General features: G+C 55.8%; 15 protein-coding genes, 1 other RNA gene and 1 pseudogene. 6 read left to right on the forward strand and 11 right to left on the reverse strand.

Going from position 1 to position 16144, the window contains the following annotated elements:
• Nucleotides 1–107: 107 nt before the first annotated feature.
• The 9 genes from gatD to ABLU73_RS00720 form a co-directional block, all read right to left on the reverse strand.
• On the reverse strand, nt 108–1151 hold the full coding sequence (gene gatD / locus ABLU73_RS00680) for a galactitol-1-phosphate 5-dehydrogenase (RefSeq protein WP_114505707.1): 1044 nt from the start codon (nt 1149–1151) through the stop codon (nt 108–110).
• Nucleotides 1152–1200: 49 nt separating this feature from the next.
• Nucleotides 1201–2583, reverse strand: a complete 1383-nt coding sequence (locus ABLU73_RS00685; RefSeq protein ID WP_004206150.1) for a PTS galactitol transporter subunit IIC — start codon at nt 2581–2583, stop codon at nt 1201–1203.
• A 5-nt stretch (nt 2584–2588) separates the two neighbouring features.
• Nucleotides 2589–2873, reverse strand: coding sequence for a PTS galactitol transporter subunit IIB (gene gatB, locus ABLU73_RS00690; RefSeq protein ID WP_002918119.1), 285 nt, complete (start codon nt 2871–2873; stop codon nt 2589–2591).
• Nucleotides 2874–2899: 26 nt separating this feature from the next.
• A complete protein-coding gene (gene gatA / locus ABLU73_RS00695) occupies nt 2900–3367 on the reverse strand; it encodes a PTS galactitol transporter subunit IIA (protein WP_004206149.1) in 468 nt (155 codons plus the stop codon).
• 14 nt (nt 3368–3381) lie between these two features.
• A complete protein-coding gene (gene gatZ, locus ABLU73_RS00700; protein WP_004206147.1) occupies nt 3382–4653 on the reverse strand; it encodes a tagatose-bisphosphate aldolase subunit GatZ in 1272 nt (423 codons plus the stop codon).
• Between the two features lie 176 nt (nt 4654–4829).
• Nucleotides 4830–5645: an HPr family phosphocarrier protein gene (locus tag ABLU73_RS00705; RefSeq protein ID WP_032456650.1), complete on the reverse strand. Its 816-nt coding sequence runs from the start codon at nt 5643–5645 to the stop codon at nt 4830–4832.
• Between the two features lie 10 nt (nt 5646–5655).
• Nucleotides 5656–7068 carry a PTS fructose transporter subunit IIBC gene (locus ABLU73_RS00710; RefSeq protein ID WP_264923573.1) on the reverse strand — a complete coding sequence of 471 codons (1413 nt, stop codon included), beginning with the start codon at nt 7066–7068 and terminating at the stop codon, nt 5656–5658.
• Nucleotides 7069–7078: 10 nt separating this feature from the next.
• On the reverse strand, nt 7079–7993 hold the full coding sequence (pfkB, locus tag ABLU73_RS00715; protein ID WP_004206143.1) for a 1-phosphofructokinase: 915 nt from the start codon (nt 7991–7993) through the stop codon (nt 7079–7081).
• Between the two features lie 24 nt (nt 7994–8017).
• Nucleotides 8018–8872: a tagatose bisphosphate family class II aldolase gene (locus tag ABLU73_RS00720; RefSeq protein WP_004206142.1), complete on the reverse strand. Its 855-nt coding sequence runs from the start codon at nt 8870–8872 to the stop codon at nt 8018–8020.
• Between the two features lie 350 nt (nt 8873–9222).
• On the opposite strand from ABLU73_RS00720, the gene ABLU73_RS00725 reads away from it, so the two are divergent.
• Together ABLU73_RS00725 and ABLU73_RS00730 are read left to right on the forward strand one after the other, a co-directional pair.
• A complete protein-coding gene (locus ABLU73_RS00725) occupies nt 9223–10026 on the forward strand; it encodes a DeoR/GlpR family DNA-binding transcription regulator (RefSeq protein WP_072140524.1) in 804 nt (267 codons plus the stop codon).
• Entirely contained in the window at nt 10026–10976 is a 951-nt protein-coding gene (locus ABLU73_RS00730) for a sugar kinase (protein ID WP_004206140.1), read from the forward strand. The genes ABLU73_RS00725 and ABLU73_RS00730 overlap by 1 nt, the downstream gene beginning before the upstream one ends.
• 54 nt (nt 10977–11030) lie before the next feature.
• Here ABLU73_RS00730 and garD read toward each other — a convergent pair whose 3' ends face one another.
• Nucleotides 11031–12602, reverse strand: coding sequence for a galactarate dehydratase (garD, locus tag ABLU73_RS00735; protein WP_004206139.1), 1572 nt, complete (start codon nt 12600–12602; stop codon nt 11031–11033).
• 564 nt (nt 12603–13166) lie between these two features.
• Between garD and garL the strand changes: the two genes are divergently transcribed.
• From garL to rnpB, 4 genes and pseudogenes are all read left to right on the forward strand, one after another.
• Nucleotides 13167–13937: a 2-dehydro-3-deoxyglucarate aldolase gene (gene garL / locus ABLU73_RS00740; protein WP_004206138.1), complete on the forward strand. Its 771-nt coding sequence runs from the start codon at nt 13167–13169 to the stop codon at nt 13935–13937.
• 26 nt (nt 13938–13963) lie between these two features.
• Nucleotides 13964–14854 (forward strand): 2-hydroxy-3-oxopropionate reductase, encoded by an 891-nt coding sequence (gene garR / locus ABLU73_RS00745; RefSeq protein ID WP_004206137.1) that lies wholly within the window; start codon nt 13964–13966, stop codon nt 14852–14854.
• 67 nt (nt 14855–14921) lie between these two features.
• Nucleotides 14922–15058: pseudogene (locus ABLU73_RS00750) on the forward strand (glycerate 2-kinase); the annotation flags it as partial.
• Nucleotides 15059–15090: 32 nt separating this feature from the next.
• Nucleotides 15091–15473, forward strand: an RNA gene (gene rnpB / locus ABLU73_RS00755) — RNase P RNA component class A.
• 109 nt (nt 15474–15582) lie between these two features.
• Here the strand turns inward: rnpB and ABLU73_RS00760 are convergent.
• Nucleotides 15583–16047 carry an OB-fold putative lipoprotein gene (locus ABLU73_RS00760; RefSeq protein WP_080936100.1) on the reverse strand — a complete coding sequence of 155 codons (465 nt, stop codon included), beginning with the start codon at nt 16045–16047 and terminating at the stop codon, nt 15583–15585.
• Between the last annotated feature and the right edge of the window lie 97 nt (nt 16048–16144).

Consider the following 16144-nt stretch of genomic DNA (forward strand, 5'->3'; position numbering starts at 1 on the left):
GATTTGCCTGATAATTAACTCATCTCAGTGTAATCGAAGGGTAACGAAAGTTGAACGATAATTTTCGAAAGGTTTGATGAGCCAGCGCCGAGGGCTGGCTCGGGCGGTCAGGAGAGTTTGAGCAGGATTTTGCCCTGCATCGGCGCGCCGTTGAGCGCCTGCACTTCACGCGCAAAGCTCTCCGCGTCACCGCGGTGGGCGATCAGCGGCGCCAGCTGCAGGCGTTTTTCTGTCAGCAGGCGGGTGGCCGTTTGCCACTCTTCTCCTGGCCACGGGCCAGAGTAGTTCATCCAGCTACCGACAATATTCAACTCCTTGCGCAGGATCTGCCCGAAGGTGGCGGCCGGGAGGGTTAAATCGTGATGGAGCGTGCCGACCAGCGCCAGCTGCGCCCGCGGCCCGGCGGCTTCAATCGCTAATGCGACGGTCTGCGGCGTACCGGCGGTCTCGAGGACTAACTGGTCGAACTGAATGGCTTCCAGCGCCTGCTGAATCGCCTGGCCGCTCATCTCGCGGCTGTTGAACACACGGGTTGTGCCAAGGGTTTTGGCCAGTTCCAGTTTCTGCGGATTGATATCGATCGCCGTGACGCTGTTGGCGCCCAGTTCGCGGGCGCACTGCAGCGCCAGCAGGCCAATGGTGCCGGCACCGATAATAATCACGTTTTTACCTTCGCAGCCCTGCGCCAGATGGAAAGCGTGCAGGCCGACGGTTATCGGTTCGATAAACGCGCCGTCATCAATTGGCATCTGGTCCGGCAGGCGGAACAGGTTGGCGCGCTTTACCACCACATATTCGGCGTTGCCGCCTTCGCTGCGTGAGCCGACGAACTGATACTGTTTACATAAAGAGAAATACTCGCGCTGGCACTGCGGGCACTGGAAGCAGGGCAGCAGCGGCACGCAGGCGACGGCATCGCCGGGCTGCAGGTCGGTTACCGCCGCGCCGTAGGATTCCACATAGCCGCTGAATTCGTGTCCCAGCGTAATAGGGTAGTAATGCGCGCCTTTGGCGAAAATGCGCGGGATATCAGAGCCGCATAATCCGGAACTGACTACTTTGACCAGGACATCGTTTTCCGTTTGCAGCGTAGGGATAGGGCGTTCTTCAACGCAGACGTTCCCCTCAGCATGGATTACCACTGATTTCATAACATTCTCCAGCTATAAGATTGAGGGGAGCGAACGCTCCCCTTTTAGATCAAGACATGCCTGTACTTTGTTGCGGGGCAGCGCTTTTTTCTGCTTTTTCCGCCGCGATGAAGCCGCGAGCGCGACGCCAGGTTAGTAAAACGCCGGCCAGATAAATGATACCGATGACCGCGAAGCCAACCACATTTTGCCAGGTAAAGAGCTGGATCAGCAGCCAGGTAATCGGCGAACCACCCTGGTCCATTGAGGCCACCATGCCGCCGGCTTTCAGGGCCCCGGCGTTTGCCGCCAGCTGGGTGTGCAGGCCAATCGTCTGGGTGGCGATCCACAGGGTGATACCCATAATGATGACCCCGGAAATCAACGTGCGGAACAGGTTACCCTGATGTACCGCCACTGCCATTGCCACGAAGAAGCCGATGGTGGCCAGATCGCCAAACGGCAGAACCTGGTTGCCAGGAACCACGACGGCGATAAGAATGGTCAGCGGGATGAAGATCAGGCTGGCCGAGACCACCGAGGTATGGCCGAGCAGCAGCGCCGGGTCGAGACCAATCAGGAACTCCTGGCCGCCAAATTTGGCCTGCAGACGCTTACGCGCCTGTTTGGCTATCGGCGTAAGGCCATCCATAATCGGCTTGATCACCCGTGGCATCAGCAGCATCACCGCTGCGGTTTTCACCGCCAGCTGAAGAATGCCCTTCAGGTCGTAGCCCGCCAGCGCGCCAATCACCAGCCCCATGACGAAGCCAACGGTAACCGGTTCACCGAAGGGACCGAAGCGTTTCTGAATGTCATCGGCGCTAAAGTGAATGCGGTTAAGGCCGGGGATCTTGTCGATGATGGTATCCACGAGGACAGCAACCGGCCCTAAATACGCCGAACTACCGTGGGGTATCGCAATACCCTCAAGGCCGAAGAAATCGCGGGTATCTTTGGCAAACCAGTCGCCCAGCTTATACACAAAGGCGGCATGCACCACCACGCCGAGAATACCTATCCAGTACGACCCGGTAGCGATGTGCAGCATCGCGCCGGTAAAGGTCATATGCCAGATGTTCCAGATATCGACGTTCACCACGCGGGTCATACGGGTAACCAGCATCACGATATTGACCACGATGGCCACCGGGATTGCCACCAGGGCGATTTGCGACGCCCAGGTCATCGGTGATGAACCCGGCCAACCGATATCGATCACATGAAGATTAATCTGGAAATGCTCCGCCATCGCCTTTGCCGCCGGGCCGATGGAGTCGAGCATCAGGCCAATGACCAGCCCGATACCGACGAAACCGATCCCGATATGCAGACCAGATTTAAAACAATCCCCGAGCTTCATCCCCAGTAATTTGGAGAAGATAATGATCACGATCGGCAGCATCACCGTCGGACCAAGATCGAGGATATAACGCATGATTTCGCTAAACATGGCGTTTACTCCGCGAGGATGCCGAGAATTTTCTGTTGTAAGGCTTCAATGCCGACGCCCGAAACGAACGGCATGCCGTGCACCACCGGAATGTCGCCGAAGGTTCGCTCCACGCGTGCGGTGGTGCAGATAAGATCCGCCCCGTCCATGTAGGTTTCGATTTCATTAACCCGGCACTGCACCAAATCCAGTTCAATATTGTGGTCTGCACATAGCTCTTTAATCTCTTCAGCCGCCATCGTGGAGGTGGCGACGGCACCGCCACAGGCGACGATAACTTTACGTTTCATAGGGTACCCCTTTTATTATCAGTATCTTATGAAGCCACGGCGTTAAGCTCGGGCTCAAGGATAAATTGCTGGAACCGCACCGGTAGCTGATCGTCGGAAGCGGCGAGCAGTGCCTCCAGTGTGTGCGGATTTTGTAGCTCACTAAATAACCGGCGCAGCAGCTTCAGCTGTGCCGCCGGGTTTTCAACAATCAGCGCGATGATGAGCGAAACATCGATTTCGCCGTCGTCGTCAGCGCGCTGAAAAGGGACCGGCATGTCCGGACGTATCAGGTAAATGGCCGGCGATTTCGCGTGAACCGCTTCGCAGTGCGGGATAGCGACAGCGTGTTGTTCCAGGGCGATGCCGGTGGGAAAAGTCGCTTCGCGTTCGAGCAGGGCGGCGGGATAGCTATCGTGTACGACGCCTCGCGCCAGCATCTCTGCGCCAATGTGTTCCAGTGCCTGTTGGCTGGAACTGAAATGAATGCCGGTACGAACAAACAGTTGACTCATATATCCTCTTAACTTCAGGCGGTTTCAGAAGAACAGCCGTAGCGATAGGCACGCAGGACATCCTGGATTTTGTCGAGGATCAGCGCGTGCGGCTCGGCGTTCAGTTCATTCAGCGACAGTCGTTCAAACTGCACCGGCATATACTGGCTGATAAGCCCCAGCGGCAGCTTAGCGTCGGTCAGATTAGCGATAAGTTTCTCAACGCTCTGGCGAATACGCGGATGCGGCCAGTAATAACGGATACGGTCGGAAAGGCTGAAGTGGATATCGACCATCGCCTGGCTCCAGGTGGGGCGATAGTATTTTTTCCAGTAGCCCGGCTCGTTAAGCATCACTTCGTCGATCACCTCCATTACGCGGCTGCGAGACTCCGGGGCGATCAGCTCATTTTCCATTTGGGCGAGGGCAAAGATGGCTTCACGCAGGGCAAAGGTGAGCGCCGGGCCGACTTTCAGAATGGCGAAGTGGTCGCGGACCAGCGCACGATAAGCCTGGCGGGTTTGGTAGTCGGTGGAGTGCGCTTCGTAGACCATCGGGGTGCTTTCGATCCAGGCGGAAAGCGCTTTCGCTTCCTGCGGCTGGTAATGAATGATTTGCGTATGGTCAAACTCCACGCCTGGCTGCACGACGATGGCGATCACGCGTTCCAGCGCGGCGTCGAGGCCCAGCTTGCGGAAGGCGGCTTCATGGGTTTCGAGCGTCGCGGCGGCATCCTGCGCCCGGGTGACATGTACGCTGCCGATGGTGCTGGCCTCACCGCCGGGAACCGGAACTTCGGTCCCGATGACGTAGGTCAGGTGGCGCTTTTGCTCAGCGCTGGCGGTCTCTTCGGCAGCCTGACACAGGCGGGCGGCGCGCTCAGCAACCACACCAGGATCCAACGGCACCGGATCGTCAGCACAGGACATTGACGCATCAAGATGGATTTTGCTAAAGCCGGCGGCGACGTAGGCCTTGATCAGGTCGATTGATTTTTCCATCGCCACGGCTGCTGGTTCATCTTGCCAGCAGTTCGGCCCGAGATGATCGCCGCCAAGAATAATGCGCTCAGCCGGGAAACCGACGGTACGCGCGATGTTGTAGACGAAGTCGCGGAAATCGGCCGGCTGCATGCCGGTGTAGCCACCAAACTGATTTACCTGGTTGGACGTCGCTTCGATCAGCACCTTGTTGTTGGTCGGCAGATCGAAACGTAACGCCGCTTCGATAACCAGCGGATGCGCTGAACACACTGAACAGATGCCGATATGTTCGCCGGACTTGTGGCGAGAGATAATGTCTTTCATTTGCAACCTCCGTTTTCTTTCGAATATATTCGTTATGTTTTGTTTTGGTCGCAAATGGCTTTGTTTTGAATTGTGATCTGTATCGATAAATAGTGATGTAACGCAGTGAAAGGCGTCGTCTTTCGAGACAAAAACGCCCTGACCAGGAAGGCAGGGCGTTTTTAATTTATTGAAAATTAACTAAATAGTCGGGAGAGCCAGCTGCGTTTCGTTTTGACGGTTTCCTGAGAGACCTGCTGCGGCTGGGCGGCAATTTCGCCGAGACCGGCGTTAAAAGCGTCGCCAATGGCTTTTAACGCCTGCTGCGCATCGTTGCCGCTGGCCATAAAGTGCAGACGATGACCCTGTTTGGCACCCAGCGATACGACGCGCATCAGATTTTTGGCATCAACAATCGCGGAGCGCGTATCCAGGTTTTCGACCTGGATTTGCGATCGCCACTGCTTGACGGCTTTCACCAGCACCGCGCTGGGGCGGGCATGAAGACCGTGCGGATTGCGCAGGGTAAAGGTGGCCTCTTCGTCAAAATGCGGCGCGGGTTGCGGTTCTTCGCCTGCCGGCAGAGGGATATCGCCAGCGAGAATTTCCAGCACCGCCTGAGGGGTATCGGCGCGCGTCAGCGCCTCAGGCACCCGATCGTCGCCCAGGGCATGGGTGAGCTGGCGCAAAATATCGAGATGCTCATTGTCCTGAGCCGCAATACCGACAATCAGATAGGCGGTTTGCTCCTCACCCCAGTCAATCCCCTGCGGACAAGCCAGCACCTTAACGCCCGTTTTGAGCACTGCGTCGCGACTGTGCGGCGTACCGTGGGGAATGGCGATGCCGTTGCCCAGATAGGTGCTGATTTGCTCCTCGCGCTCGCGCATGCCTTGCAGATAGGCTGCTTGCGTATGTCCGGCCTGAGTCAGGGCTGCAACGACACGCTGTAGCGCCTCGTCTTTCGTTTTGACCTGACGATCGAAACAAATATCGGCAGAAGTCAGTTGCATAGCGTGCTCCTTATTTCATGGCGCCAGCAAGAGCTGTCGCTTTGTCAGTGCGTTTTTGCCACAGCCGCCAGCATCCCAGCATAAGTGCGCCGCAGGCGGAACCGGCGAGAATGCACAGCACCCACATCAACGGTTTGCTGACCAGCGGCAGGATTAAGAAGCCGCCGTGCGGTGCCGGAACCTGAATATGCAAGCTGTAGCTGAGTACCGCAGAAATTGAGGAGGCGATCATCATCATCGGGATCACCCGCAGTGGATCCTTGGCGGCGAAGGGAATTGCACCTTCGGTAATGTGCGTGCAGCCGAGGATATAGTTGACCATCCCGGCGGCGCGTTCTTCCTCGCTAAAGCCTTTCGGAAAGAACGTGGTCGCCAGGGCGATGACCAGCGGCGGCGTAATGCAGGCGGCAGACACACCGGCCATAAAGAAATAGTTACCTTGCCCCAGCAGCAGCGTACCGGTGACATAGGCCGCTTTGTTGACCGGCCCGCCGAAATCGAAGGAACACATTGCGCCGACCACGATCCCCAGCAGGATGGGGTTGGCTTCCTGCAGAGAACTGAGCCAGTTCATCATGCCATTGTTGATCGCTGCCACCGGCTGGCCGAGCAGGACCATCATCACGCCAATCACCAGGACGCCGATCAGCGGCATAATGAAGATCGACTTCAGCCCTTCGTACTGCCGCGGCAGACCGTCGAGCAGATGACGGATCAGCAGCATAAAATACCCAGCTGCAAAACCGGCGATGATCCCACCGAGGAACCCGGCGCCGGTGGCGTTCGCCAGCAGGCCGCCGACAAAACCGGCAACCATACCCGGGCGGCCAGATATCGACCAGGCAATGTAGGCGGTAAACACCGGCACCATGATCGAGAACGCCTGCTGACCGACTTTCATCAGGGTGGCGGCAATCACGTTATACTGCGGTGAATTCGGATCGGCGGAGTAGATGCCCCACAGGAAAGAAACGGCGATTAAGATCCCGCCGGCGACAACGAACGGCAGCATGTTGGAAACGCCGCTCATCAGATGTTTGTAAATCTGTCGGCCGAAGGATTCTCGCTCATATTTCTCGGCGGGATCCGTCGTCGCGGAGAGTCCCTGGCGACGCTGCGCCTGACCGTTAACGACTTTATTAATTAATTCCGCCGGATGGTGAATGGCTTCTTTAACCGGCACCTCGATAACGGGTAAGCCATTAAAACGTTCGGCATTAACATCTTTATCGGCAGCGATAATTACGCCATAAATATCCTTTAGGTCTTCCGGCGTAATGGCATTGTCTACGCCGGAAGCGCCATTGGTTTCGACTTTTATTTCAACGTTTAATTTTTTCGCTGCGGTTTTTAAGGCCTCTTCAGCCATAAATGTATGAGCAATACCTGTAGGGCAGCCGGTAACGGCAATAATTTTTTTCATAATCGGACCTTTATAATTGGACGATCTGAAGTTGTTGTAATAATTCTTGCGTACGGTTTAATTTGCCAAGCCCGGCGGAGGCGGCAACATCGGCGCCGGTGGCGCTGGCCAGCGCCAGCGCCTGGGGAATATCGTCTGTGTTAAGCCATTGGCTGAGGAACGCGCCCAGCGCGGCATCGCCAGCGCAGGCCGAGCTGACCAGCTCGATTTTCGGGGCCGAGCAGAACCACAGCTGCTCGCCATTCGAAAAGTAGAGTCCTTGCGCGCCAAGGGTCAGCAGCACGTTACGGGCCCCGAGCTGGTGGAGCGTTTGCATTGCTTCGCGTACCCGCCGTGGGTTGCTGACATCCAGACCAAAGATCTCTTTCAGCTCGTCGTCATTGGGCTTAATCAATAGCGGACGCCACTCTAACAGCTGGCGCAGCACCGGGTGGCTGATATCTAAGATGACTTCACACCCTTTTTGCTGACACAGCACTAGAATCTCGCTATAAAACCGGCTCTCTATTCCCGGTGGCAGACTGCCGCTGATAACTAAATAATCACCAGGCGCGACGCACTGTAAATGATGAAGAATTTGTTCTTTTCCTTCATCGTCAATCCGCGCGCCGGGATTTACCAGTTTGTATTCATCGCTGCCGTCGTTAATAAAGATATTAATACGGGTGGGTTCAGCGACCCATGCCGGCGTGACGTTAATATGCTGTTTGCGTAGTTCCTCAACGATATAGCGGCCGGTAAAACCGCCGAATATGCCCATAACATGGGTTGGCTGCTGGTAATGATGTAATACCAGCGAGACGTTAACCCCTTTACCATTCGGGCAATATTCCGTCTGCCGGGTGCGGTTGACTGCCGCCGGCTGGAGCGGATCGCAAAAGATATTCATATCAATCGCGGTATTCAGTGTCAGGGTGTGGATCACGACAAGGCTCCTTCGATTCGCTGATTACAGTTGTCCTTCGCAGCCACAAACGTGAATCACTTTGCGAACGACCTCTTTCATTGCCGCTTTCGCCGGTTTCATATAGTGGCGAGGATCGTTGGCGCCCGGATTTTCCAGGAAGTAGGCTTTCAGTGCATCCGAGAAAGCAATTTTTAGTTCGGTGGCGACGTTGACTTTGCAGACGCCCAGAGAAATGGCGCGGCGAATATCACTATCCGGCAGGCCGGAAGCGCCATGCAGGACCAGCGGAACGTCAACGCGGTCGCGAATAGCCGCCAGGCGCTCAAAATCAAGCTTCGGTTCGGCGGTGTAAAGGCCATGCGCGGTACCGATGGCAACGGCCAGCGAATCAATACCGGTACGAGCGACAAATTCGCGGGCCTGTTCGGGGTTGGTATAGAGCGCATCTTTTGCATCGACCACCAGATCGTCTTCTACCCCGCCCAGACGGCCCAGCTCGGCTTCTACGCTGGCATCATAGCGGTGGCTCAACTCCACTACGCTTTTTACCAGCGCCACGTTCTCTTCGAACGGCGAGTGAGAGCCATCGATCATGACCGAGCGGATCCCTGCCTGGACTTTGCGTGTGATATCAGCCAGATCCTCATGATGATCGAGGTGCAGAGCGAGCGGGAGATCCCACTTTTTCGCCAGATCGCGGGCGATCGCCACCACGTTGCCGGTGCCGGCATAGCTATAGGTACCGGGCGTGCCGGCAAGGATCAGGGGGGAGTGTAGCTCAGCTGCCGTTTCAACGACGACCTGCATAGTTTCGAGGTTATGGATATTGAAAGCCGGCACGGCATAACCCTGTCGTTGAGCTTTCAACAGCATGTTTTTACTGGAAATGATGTACATTTTAGTCCTCTATTTTCAAGTTGTAAGTTATTTGTCTCTAATAACCTTCAATTTGAAAGTAATGTACCGATCGTCTCGGCTTTTAGGTGTGATCAACCGCACACAATGATGAATTGATTTTTAAAATGAAAGTTAATAACATTTTTAGTGTTTCTTTTTTAAAGTTTTCGCCGGGAAGGTGTTTTTTTGTAACTATATGATTATTATTGATTATTTTATTTATGGCGGAGTAGGTATACAGCCGCGGTTTGACATTGCACCAGGGAAATTTAAAAATGAAAGTTATTCCAGGAGAAAATAATAAGGCATAAACCGTGGCAAAACCGTCAACCAGCCTGCTGAAAAGGCGCTTGGACATCGCAGAGATCGTTCGTAAGAACGGCGAGATCAAAGTCGACGATCTGGCCGAAATGCTGGCTGTTTCCGGGGTGACAATCCGTAACGATCTCAACTACCTCGAGCAGCAGGGCTACTTGAAACGCTCCTTCGGCGGGGCGATTTATACTGCCCAGGCTGGCGCGCCGGTTGCGGTGACCCGGGAAGCACCGGCCGTCAGGGATAAAGCGCTGGAGACGGAAATGGCTCGCCAGGTGGCGGCGCAGATAGAAGATGGCGAAACGCTGTTTTTAGGTCAGGGTTCTATTTTGCGCAAAGTGATCCCCTTTCTGGCCAACAGAGAAGAGCTTTGCCTGCTGTTAAACGATCTGGGCCATGTCGCGCTGGCGCAGGAGTTTTTAAATGGGGAAACCGTTCTGCTTGGCGGGGTGCTGTCAGGCCAGGGGCGGATTGTGGAGGGCGATCTGGCGCTGAAGGCGTTAGGCCATTACCGCCCTTCACGTGCCCTGATAGCGGTGGATCATATTGCCGAAGACGGCACGCTGAGCGTGCGTAACGAGGTCACAGCACATTTACTAAACGAGGCTGTCGCCCAGAGTAAACGAGTCATTGCGATTGTCGCGTCCCGACCGGTCTATGGCGAGAAACGTTATGCTGTGGGTGAATTGCAACAGATCAGCAGCGTCGTGACCCCGCAGGTGGTCGCGGCAGAGTACCATGCCTGCTTCCTCGCTGCGGGTTTGACCAACAGCTATACCAACAATGAATGCCTGACATGGCTCAACACGGCTTTGCATAAGACAAACCAGGAGCGGTGATGAACGTAACCATTTGCACCATCGGCGAGCTGCTGGTGGAGTTTCTCGCCAAGGAAGAGAATCAGGGTTTTTCCCGCCCCGGTGAATTTTGGGGGCCCTATCCGAGCGGGGCGCCGGCAATCTTTGCCGATCAGGTAGCTAAGCTGGGTTTTGGTTCCGTGCTGTTTAGCTGCGTGGGCAGCGACGCCTTTGGTGAGATGAACATTGCGCGGCTGGAGAAAGACGGCGTTAACGTCAACGGTATCGCCATGCTGCAGAAAGCGACCACCGGTAGCGCCTTCGTCAGCTATCGTAGTCAGGCGCAGCGCGATTTTATTTTTAACATGCCCAATAGCGCCTGCGGTTTACTGACCGCCGACCACATTGATGAGGCGCTGCTCAACCGGTGTCAGCATTTTCACATTATGGGATCGTCGTTGTTCTCGTTCCGTATTATCGATGCGATGCGTAAAGCGATTGAAAATATAAAAGGCCGCAACGGGACGGTGTCGTTCGACCCCAATATTCGCAAAGAGATGCTTAACATCCCGGAGATGTCGCAGGCTTTTGAATATATCCTCGACTACACCGATATCTTCCTGCCGAGCGACGGCGAGCTGGATTACTTTGGCCTCAATCCGGAGCGCAATGAGCAGGTCCTGGTTGATAAGCTACTGAAACGCGGCGTGAAGCATGTGGTGATTAAACGCGGGCCGCGTGGCGCCAGCTACTTTAGCGCCAACGAGACACACCATGTCGCCGGCTTCAACGTGCCAGTGGTGGATCCGACAGGCGCCGGGGACTGCTTTGGCGCCACCTTTGTCAGCCTGTTCCTCAATGGCGCCACGCCGCAGGAGGCGCTGAGATGGGCAAATGCCAGCGGCTCGCTGGCGATTAGCCAGCGTGGACCGATGGAAGGTACCTCGACGCAGGCGCAGATCAGCGCTTTTCTTGCCGCACAGCACGCTTAATCAACAAGCCCGGATAAATCCGGGCTAAAAATGGTTAAAGCCTTACGCTCTCGATCAGGTCACCGGTGCCGGGTTGAATACCGCCAGTTGATTATGCAGACCCCATTGATCGGAGAAGGTTTTCTTGCGTCCGCTGGCGACGTCGAGAATAAATTCGAACAGCTTCAGCCCCACCTCCTCAATCGTCTCTTCGCCGGTGGCGATGGTGCCCGCGTTAATGTCCATTAAGTCATACCAGCGGTTAGCCAGCTCGGTGCGGGTTGCCATTTTTATCACCGGTACCGCCATTAGTCCGTAAGGCGTGCCGCGGCCGGTGGTGAATACCTGCACCGTGATGCCAGAGGCCACCTGCTGGGTGCCGCAGACAAAATCGCTGGCGGGGGTGGCGGCGTAAATCAGGCCACGTTTGGTCGGGCGCTGCCCGGGGGAAAGCACCTCAACGATGGCGCTTTTACCTGATTTGGCAATCGACCCCAGCGCTTTTTCCACCACGTTGGCCAGGCCGCCTTTCTTGTTACCGGGTGAGGGGTTGGCGCTGCGGTCGGTTTTGCCCATATCGAGATAGTTATCGTACCAGGCCATCTCTTCCAGCAGGCGTTTACCCACCTCTTCGTTGATCGCCCGCGGCGTCAGCAGATGGATAGCGTCGCGGACTTCGGTCACCTCTGAGAACATCACCGTCGCGCCGCAGCGCACCAGCAGATCGGAAGCGTAACCCACCGCCGGGTTGGCGGTCACGCCGGAGAAAGCGTCGCTGCCGCCGCACTGCATACCCACCACCAGTTCAGAAGCCGGGCAGGTTTCCCGCTGACGCTGGTTGAGTTTCGCCAGATGGCGCTCGGCGACCTGCAGAATGTCATCGACCATCGATTTAAAGCCCACGTGCTTTTCATCCTGCAGGCTGACGATACTGGCGCTGTCCACCGGGATGCTTTTGACATCTTCCGTCCCCTGCAGCAGCCGCTCGGGCTGCAGCTTTTCACAGCCAAGGCCAATGACCATCACTTCGCCGCCGAAGTTCGGGTTAAGGGCGATATTGTGGATGGTGCGTATCGGCACCACCGCCGCTGGCGCATTAATCGCTACGCCGCAGCCATAGAGGTGATTCAGACCCACCACGCCGTCGACGTTGGGATATTTCGGCAGCAGGTCGCGTTCAATGAGTTTCACCACGTAATCGACCACGCCCGCAACGCAGTGCACGCTGGTGGTGATACCCAGCAGATTTTTGGTGCCCACGCTGCCGTCGGCATTGCGGTAGCCTTCGAAGGTATAGCCTTCCAGCGGCGGCAGCGGGGCGGGCACTTTGGTGGCCAGCGGCAGGGTGTTCAACGGCGGGGCGGTGGGCAACGCCACTAACGACTCGTCAATCCAGCTTCCTTTGGGGATGTCGCGCATTGCCAAGCCAATGACTTCTCCGTAACGGATAATTTCACCGTGGGCTGGGATATCCACCAGGGCGACTTTATGACCCTGTGGAATGTGCTCGATGAGCGTCAGGCCGTCCGGGAAACGCGTTCCGGCGGTTAATCCCCGATCGTTGACAATAATCGCCACATTATCTGTCGGGTCAACTTTTATATAAAACGCGGTAGGCGATTGTTGTCGAATTGAAATATCAGCCATTGTCCAGTTATCTCCAAACAGGTGCTAAAAATATCATTAAATGGTAATTCTGGCGCTGTTAAGCAGAATAATGAAATAAAGCATGTCAGGTGTGTCGGCGTGAAGATGTGATCTGAGTCACTCCTTGTCGCCATGGACGCGCGCGGAGGGTGGGGAATCGTAAGAAGTGTGGATTAGCGCCCATAGCTTAAGGCGATTGCCCAATTAAGGCTTTAAAAAATGTGTTTATATTGTGCTTATGCATAGTGTCTGGCGAGTGGGAGCTGACTATACTGAGTCGTGTTTTTGTGACGTCCGATATGCGCATGGTTTGCCTTTTAATCGCGGGTTAATAATTTAGCAGTCACCTAACGAATATTAAAAGATGGTTAATTTGCGATGGGCTTACATTTTCCGGACTCAAGGGCAGGAAATAAAAAAGGACACCCATTCGCTGGTTTATTCTGCGGATAATATTTGGGGTCAGGCGATACGCTTTTCCAGCCTAATGGGGGTCTCTCGCCGGGCTGGTGATATAACGAATGAATTGCAGAAGTTAGCAACGATTAACGCAAGGTAAAAATCATGGATAACGCAATTTTCCCTAACAAATTTAAGGCCGCGCTGGCGGCTCATCAGGTGCAGATTGGCTGCTGGTGCGCGCTGGCCAATCCGATCAGCACCGAGGTGTTGGGTCTGGCGGGTTTCGACTGGCTGGTACTGGACGCGGAACATGCGCCGAACGACGTCACCACGCTTATCCCACAGCTTATGGCGCTGAAAGGCAGCTCCAGCGCTCAGGTGGTGCGCGTGCCGACCAACGAGCCCATCATCATTAAGCGCATGCTGGATATCGGCTTCTATAACTTCCTGGTGCCATTTGTCGAGACAGCGGAACAGGCGGCGCAGGCGGTGGCTTCTACTCGCTACCCGCCGGAAGGGATCCGCGGAGTCTCCGTTTCCCATCGCGGCAATATGTTCGGCACCGTGCCGGACTACTTCGCCCAGTCCAATAAAAACATTTCCATTCTGGTACAGATTGAGAGCCAAACCGGGGTGGACAACGTCGAGGCGATTGCCGCGACCGAAGGTGTCGACGGCCTGTTCGTCGGCCCGAGCGACCTGGCCGCCGCGTTAGGTCATCTGGGCAATGCCGCCCATCCTGAGGTGCAGCGCGCCATCCAGCATATCTTCGCCAGCGCGAAGAAGCACGGTAAGCCAAGCGGCATTCTGGCGCCGGTAGAGGCCGATGCGCGGCGCTACCTGGAGTGGGGCGCCACTTTTGTCGCCGTCGGCAGCGATCTGGGGGTCTTCCGTTCCGCAACCCAGAAACTTGCTGATGCCTTTAAAAAATAATCACCAGGATGAAGAGAGAGAACAATATGACAATCAAAGTGGGTTTTATCGGTCTTGGCATTATGGGCAAGCCGATGAGCAAAAATTTGCTGAAGGCGGGTTACTCGCTGGTGGTGTCTGACCGTAATCCGGAAGCGATTGCCGACGTGATTGCCGCGGGCGCAGAGACCGCGGCCACGCCGAAGGCGATTGCCGAGCAGTGCGATGTGATCATCACCATGCTGCCGAACTCGCCGCATGTCAAAGAGGTGGCGCTGGGGGAAAACGGCATTATTGAAGGCGCGAAACCGGGCACCGTGGTGATCGACATGAGCTCTATTGCGCCGCTGGCCAGCCGGGAAATTAGCGAAGCGCTGAAGGCCAAAGGTATTGATATGCTGGACGCGCCGGTAAGCGGCGGCGAACCAAAAGCGATCGACGGCACCCTGTCGGTGATGGTCGGCGGCGACAAGGCGATCTTCGACAAATATTACGATCTGATGAAAGCGATGGCCGGCTCCGTGGTGCATACCGGCGACATTGGCGCGGGCAATGTGACCAAACTGGCCAATCAGGTGATCGTCGCCCTGAACATCGCTGCCATGTCCGAAGCGCTGACCCTGGCCACCAAAGCCGGCGTCAATCCGGATCTGGTTTATCAGGCGATCCGCGGCGGTCTGGCGGGGAGTACCGTGCTGGATGCCAAAGCGCCGATGGTGATGGATCGTAACTTCAAGCCGGGCTTCCGGATCGATCTGCATATTAAAGATCTGGCCAATGCGCTGGATACCTCCCATGGCGTGGGCGCTCAGCTGCCGCTGACGGCGGCGGTAATGGAGATGATGCAGGCGCTGCGTGCGGACGGTCTGGGCACCGCTGACCATAGCGCGCTGGCATGCTACTACGAAAAGCTGGCGAAAGTGGAAGTGACTCGCTAACAAGAAGAGCCCCTGCGCGGCCTGGTGCAACAGTGCCAGACTGCCACGGGGGGGCGAGCATGGACGCGGTATTGATGCCGTATTCCGCGTGTTAACCTCAGTTGCGACGCAGGAAACGGCGTTTCGCGCGCGTTGGACAATATTTATCATGCATCGCGCAATATCGCCGCCACCTTGCTGGTCGGGATGACGACAGAGGGATGACAACGGGCGGTAAACCCACTATACTGCGCGCCGAAGCTGACCAGACAGTCGCCGCTTCGTCGTCGTCCTCCTTCGGGGGGAGACGGGCGGAGGGGAGGAAAGTCCGGGCTCCATAGGGCAAGGTGCCAGGTAACGCCTGGGGGGTGTCACAGCCCACGACCAGTGCAACAGAGAGCAAACCGCCGATGGCCCGCGCAAGCGGGATCAGGTAAGGGTGAAAGGGTGCGGTAAGAGCGCACCGCGCGGCTGGTAACAGTCCGTGGCACGGTAAACTCCACCCGGAGCAAGGCCAAATAGGGGTTCATAAGGTACGGCCCGTACTGAACCCGGGTAGGCTGCTTGAGCCAGTGAGCGATTGCTGGCCTAGATGAATGACTGTCCACGACAGAACCCGGCTTATCGGTCAGTTTCACTCCTTAGAAAACCCCGCTTCGGCGGGGTTTTTGCTATCTGAATCCGTGACGCGAATGAATGACTGTCCACGACGCTATACCAAAAACGCGCGGCGTAGCGGTCAGCTAGCGTTATTTAACCACCTTAGGATTCTGTAGCGTCGGTACCGTAGAATCTTGCACCTGATGAACCTGGCCGATAATCGTGGCGATGCTGCCGTTGCTTAAAGACTCGACGTCTGCGCTGTTATGCGATCCAAAATTAAAGGTCAGACGTTTATCCGTTTTATTCTGCTCATCGCGCATGGTCACGGTAAAATAGTAGCTGCCGGCGATGCCGCTCATTCTGCGAATGTCGACAATCACGCCGCGCACCTTAACCCATTTACCCAGATAATCGCTGCTGGCCTTCGCCGGATTGAGAGTAAACGGCTGCAGAAACTGCGCGACGGAATACGTTTGCATCGAAGCGACGGCGTCATCTCCCGGCTGAAATAATTTATCGCCTGCGGAATAAAAGGCTTTAGAGGCCAGGCCGCAGCCGCTTAACAACGATATGAAAAATACCAACGGTAATACACGAAAGCGTAATAACATACCTATCTCCTTATTTATTTTTTTAATGATATCCCTGATTCACTGGATAACGTGATGTGCGCTGATTAAATTAAAGAAAAAGTCACCACTGTCAACT

Source organism: Klebsiella sp. GG_Kp175 (genome assembly GCF_040062325.1).
GTDB classification, from domain to species: domain Bacteria; phylum Pseudomonadota; class Gammaproteobacteria; order Enterobacterales; family Enterobacteriaceae; genus Klebsiella; species Klebsiella quasipneumoniae.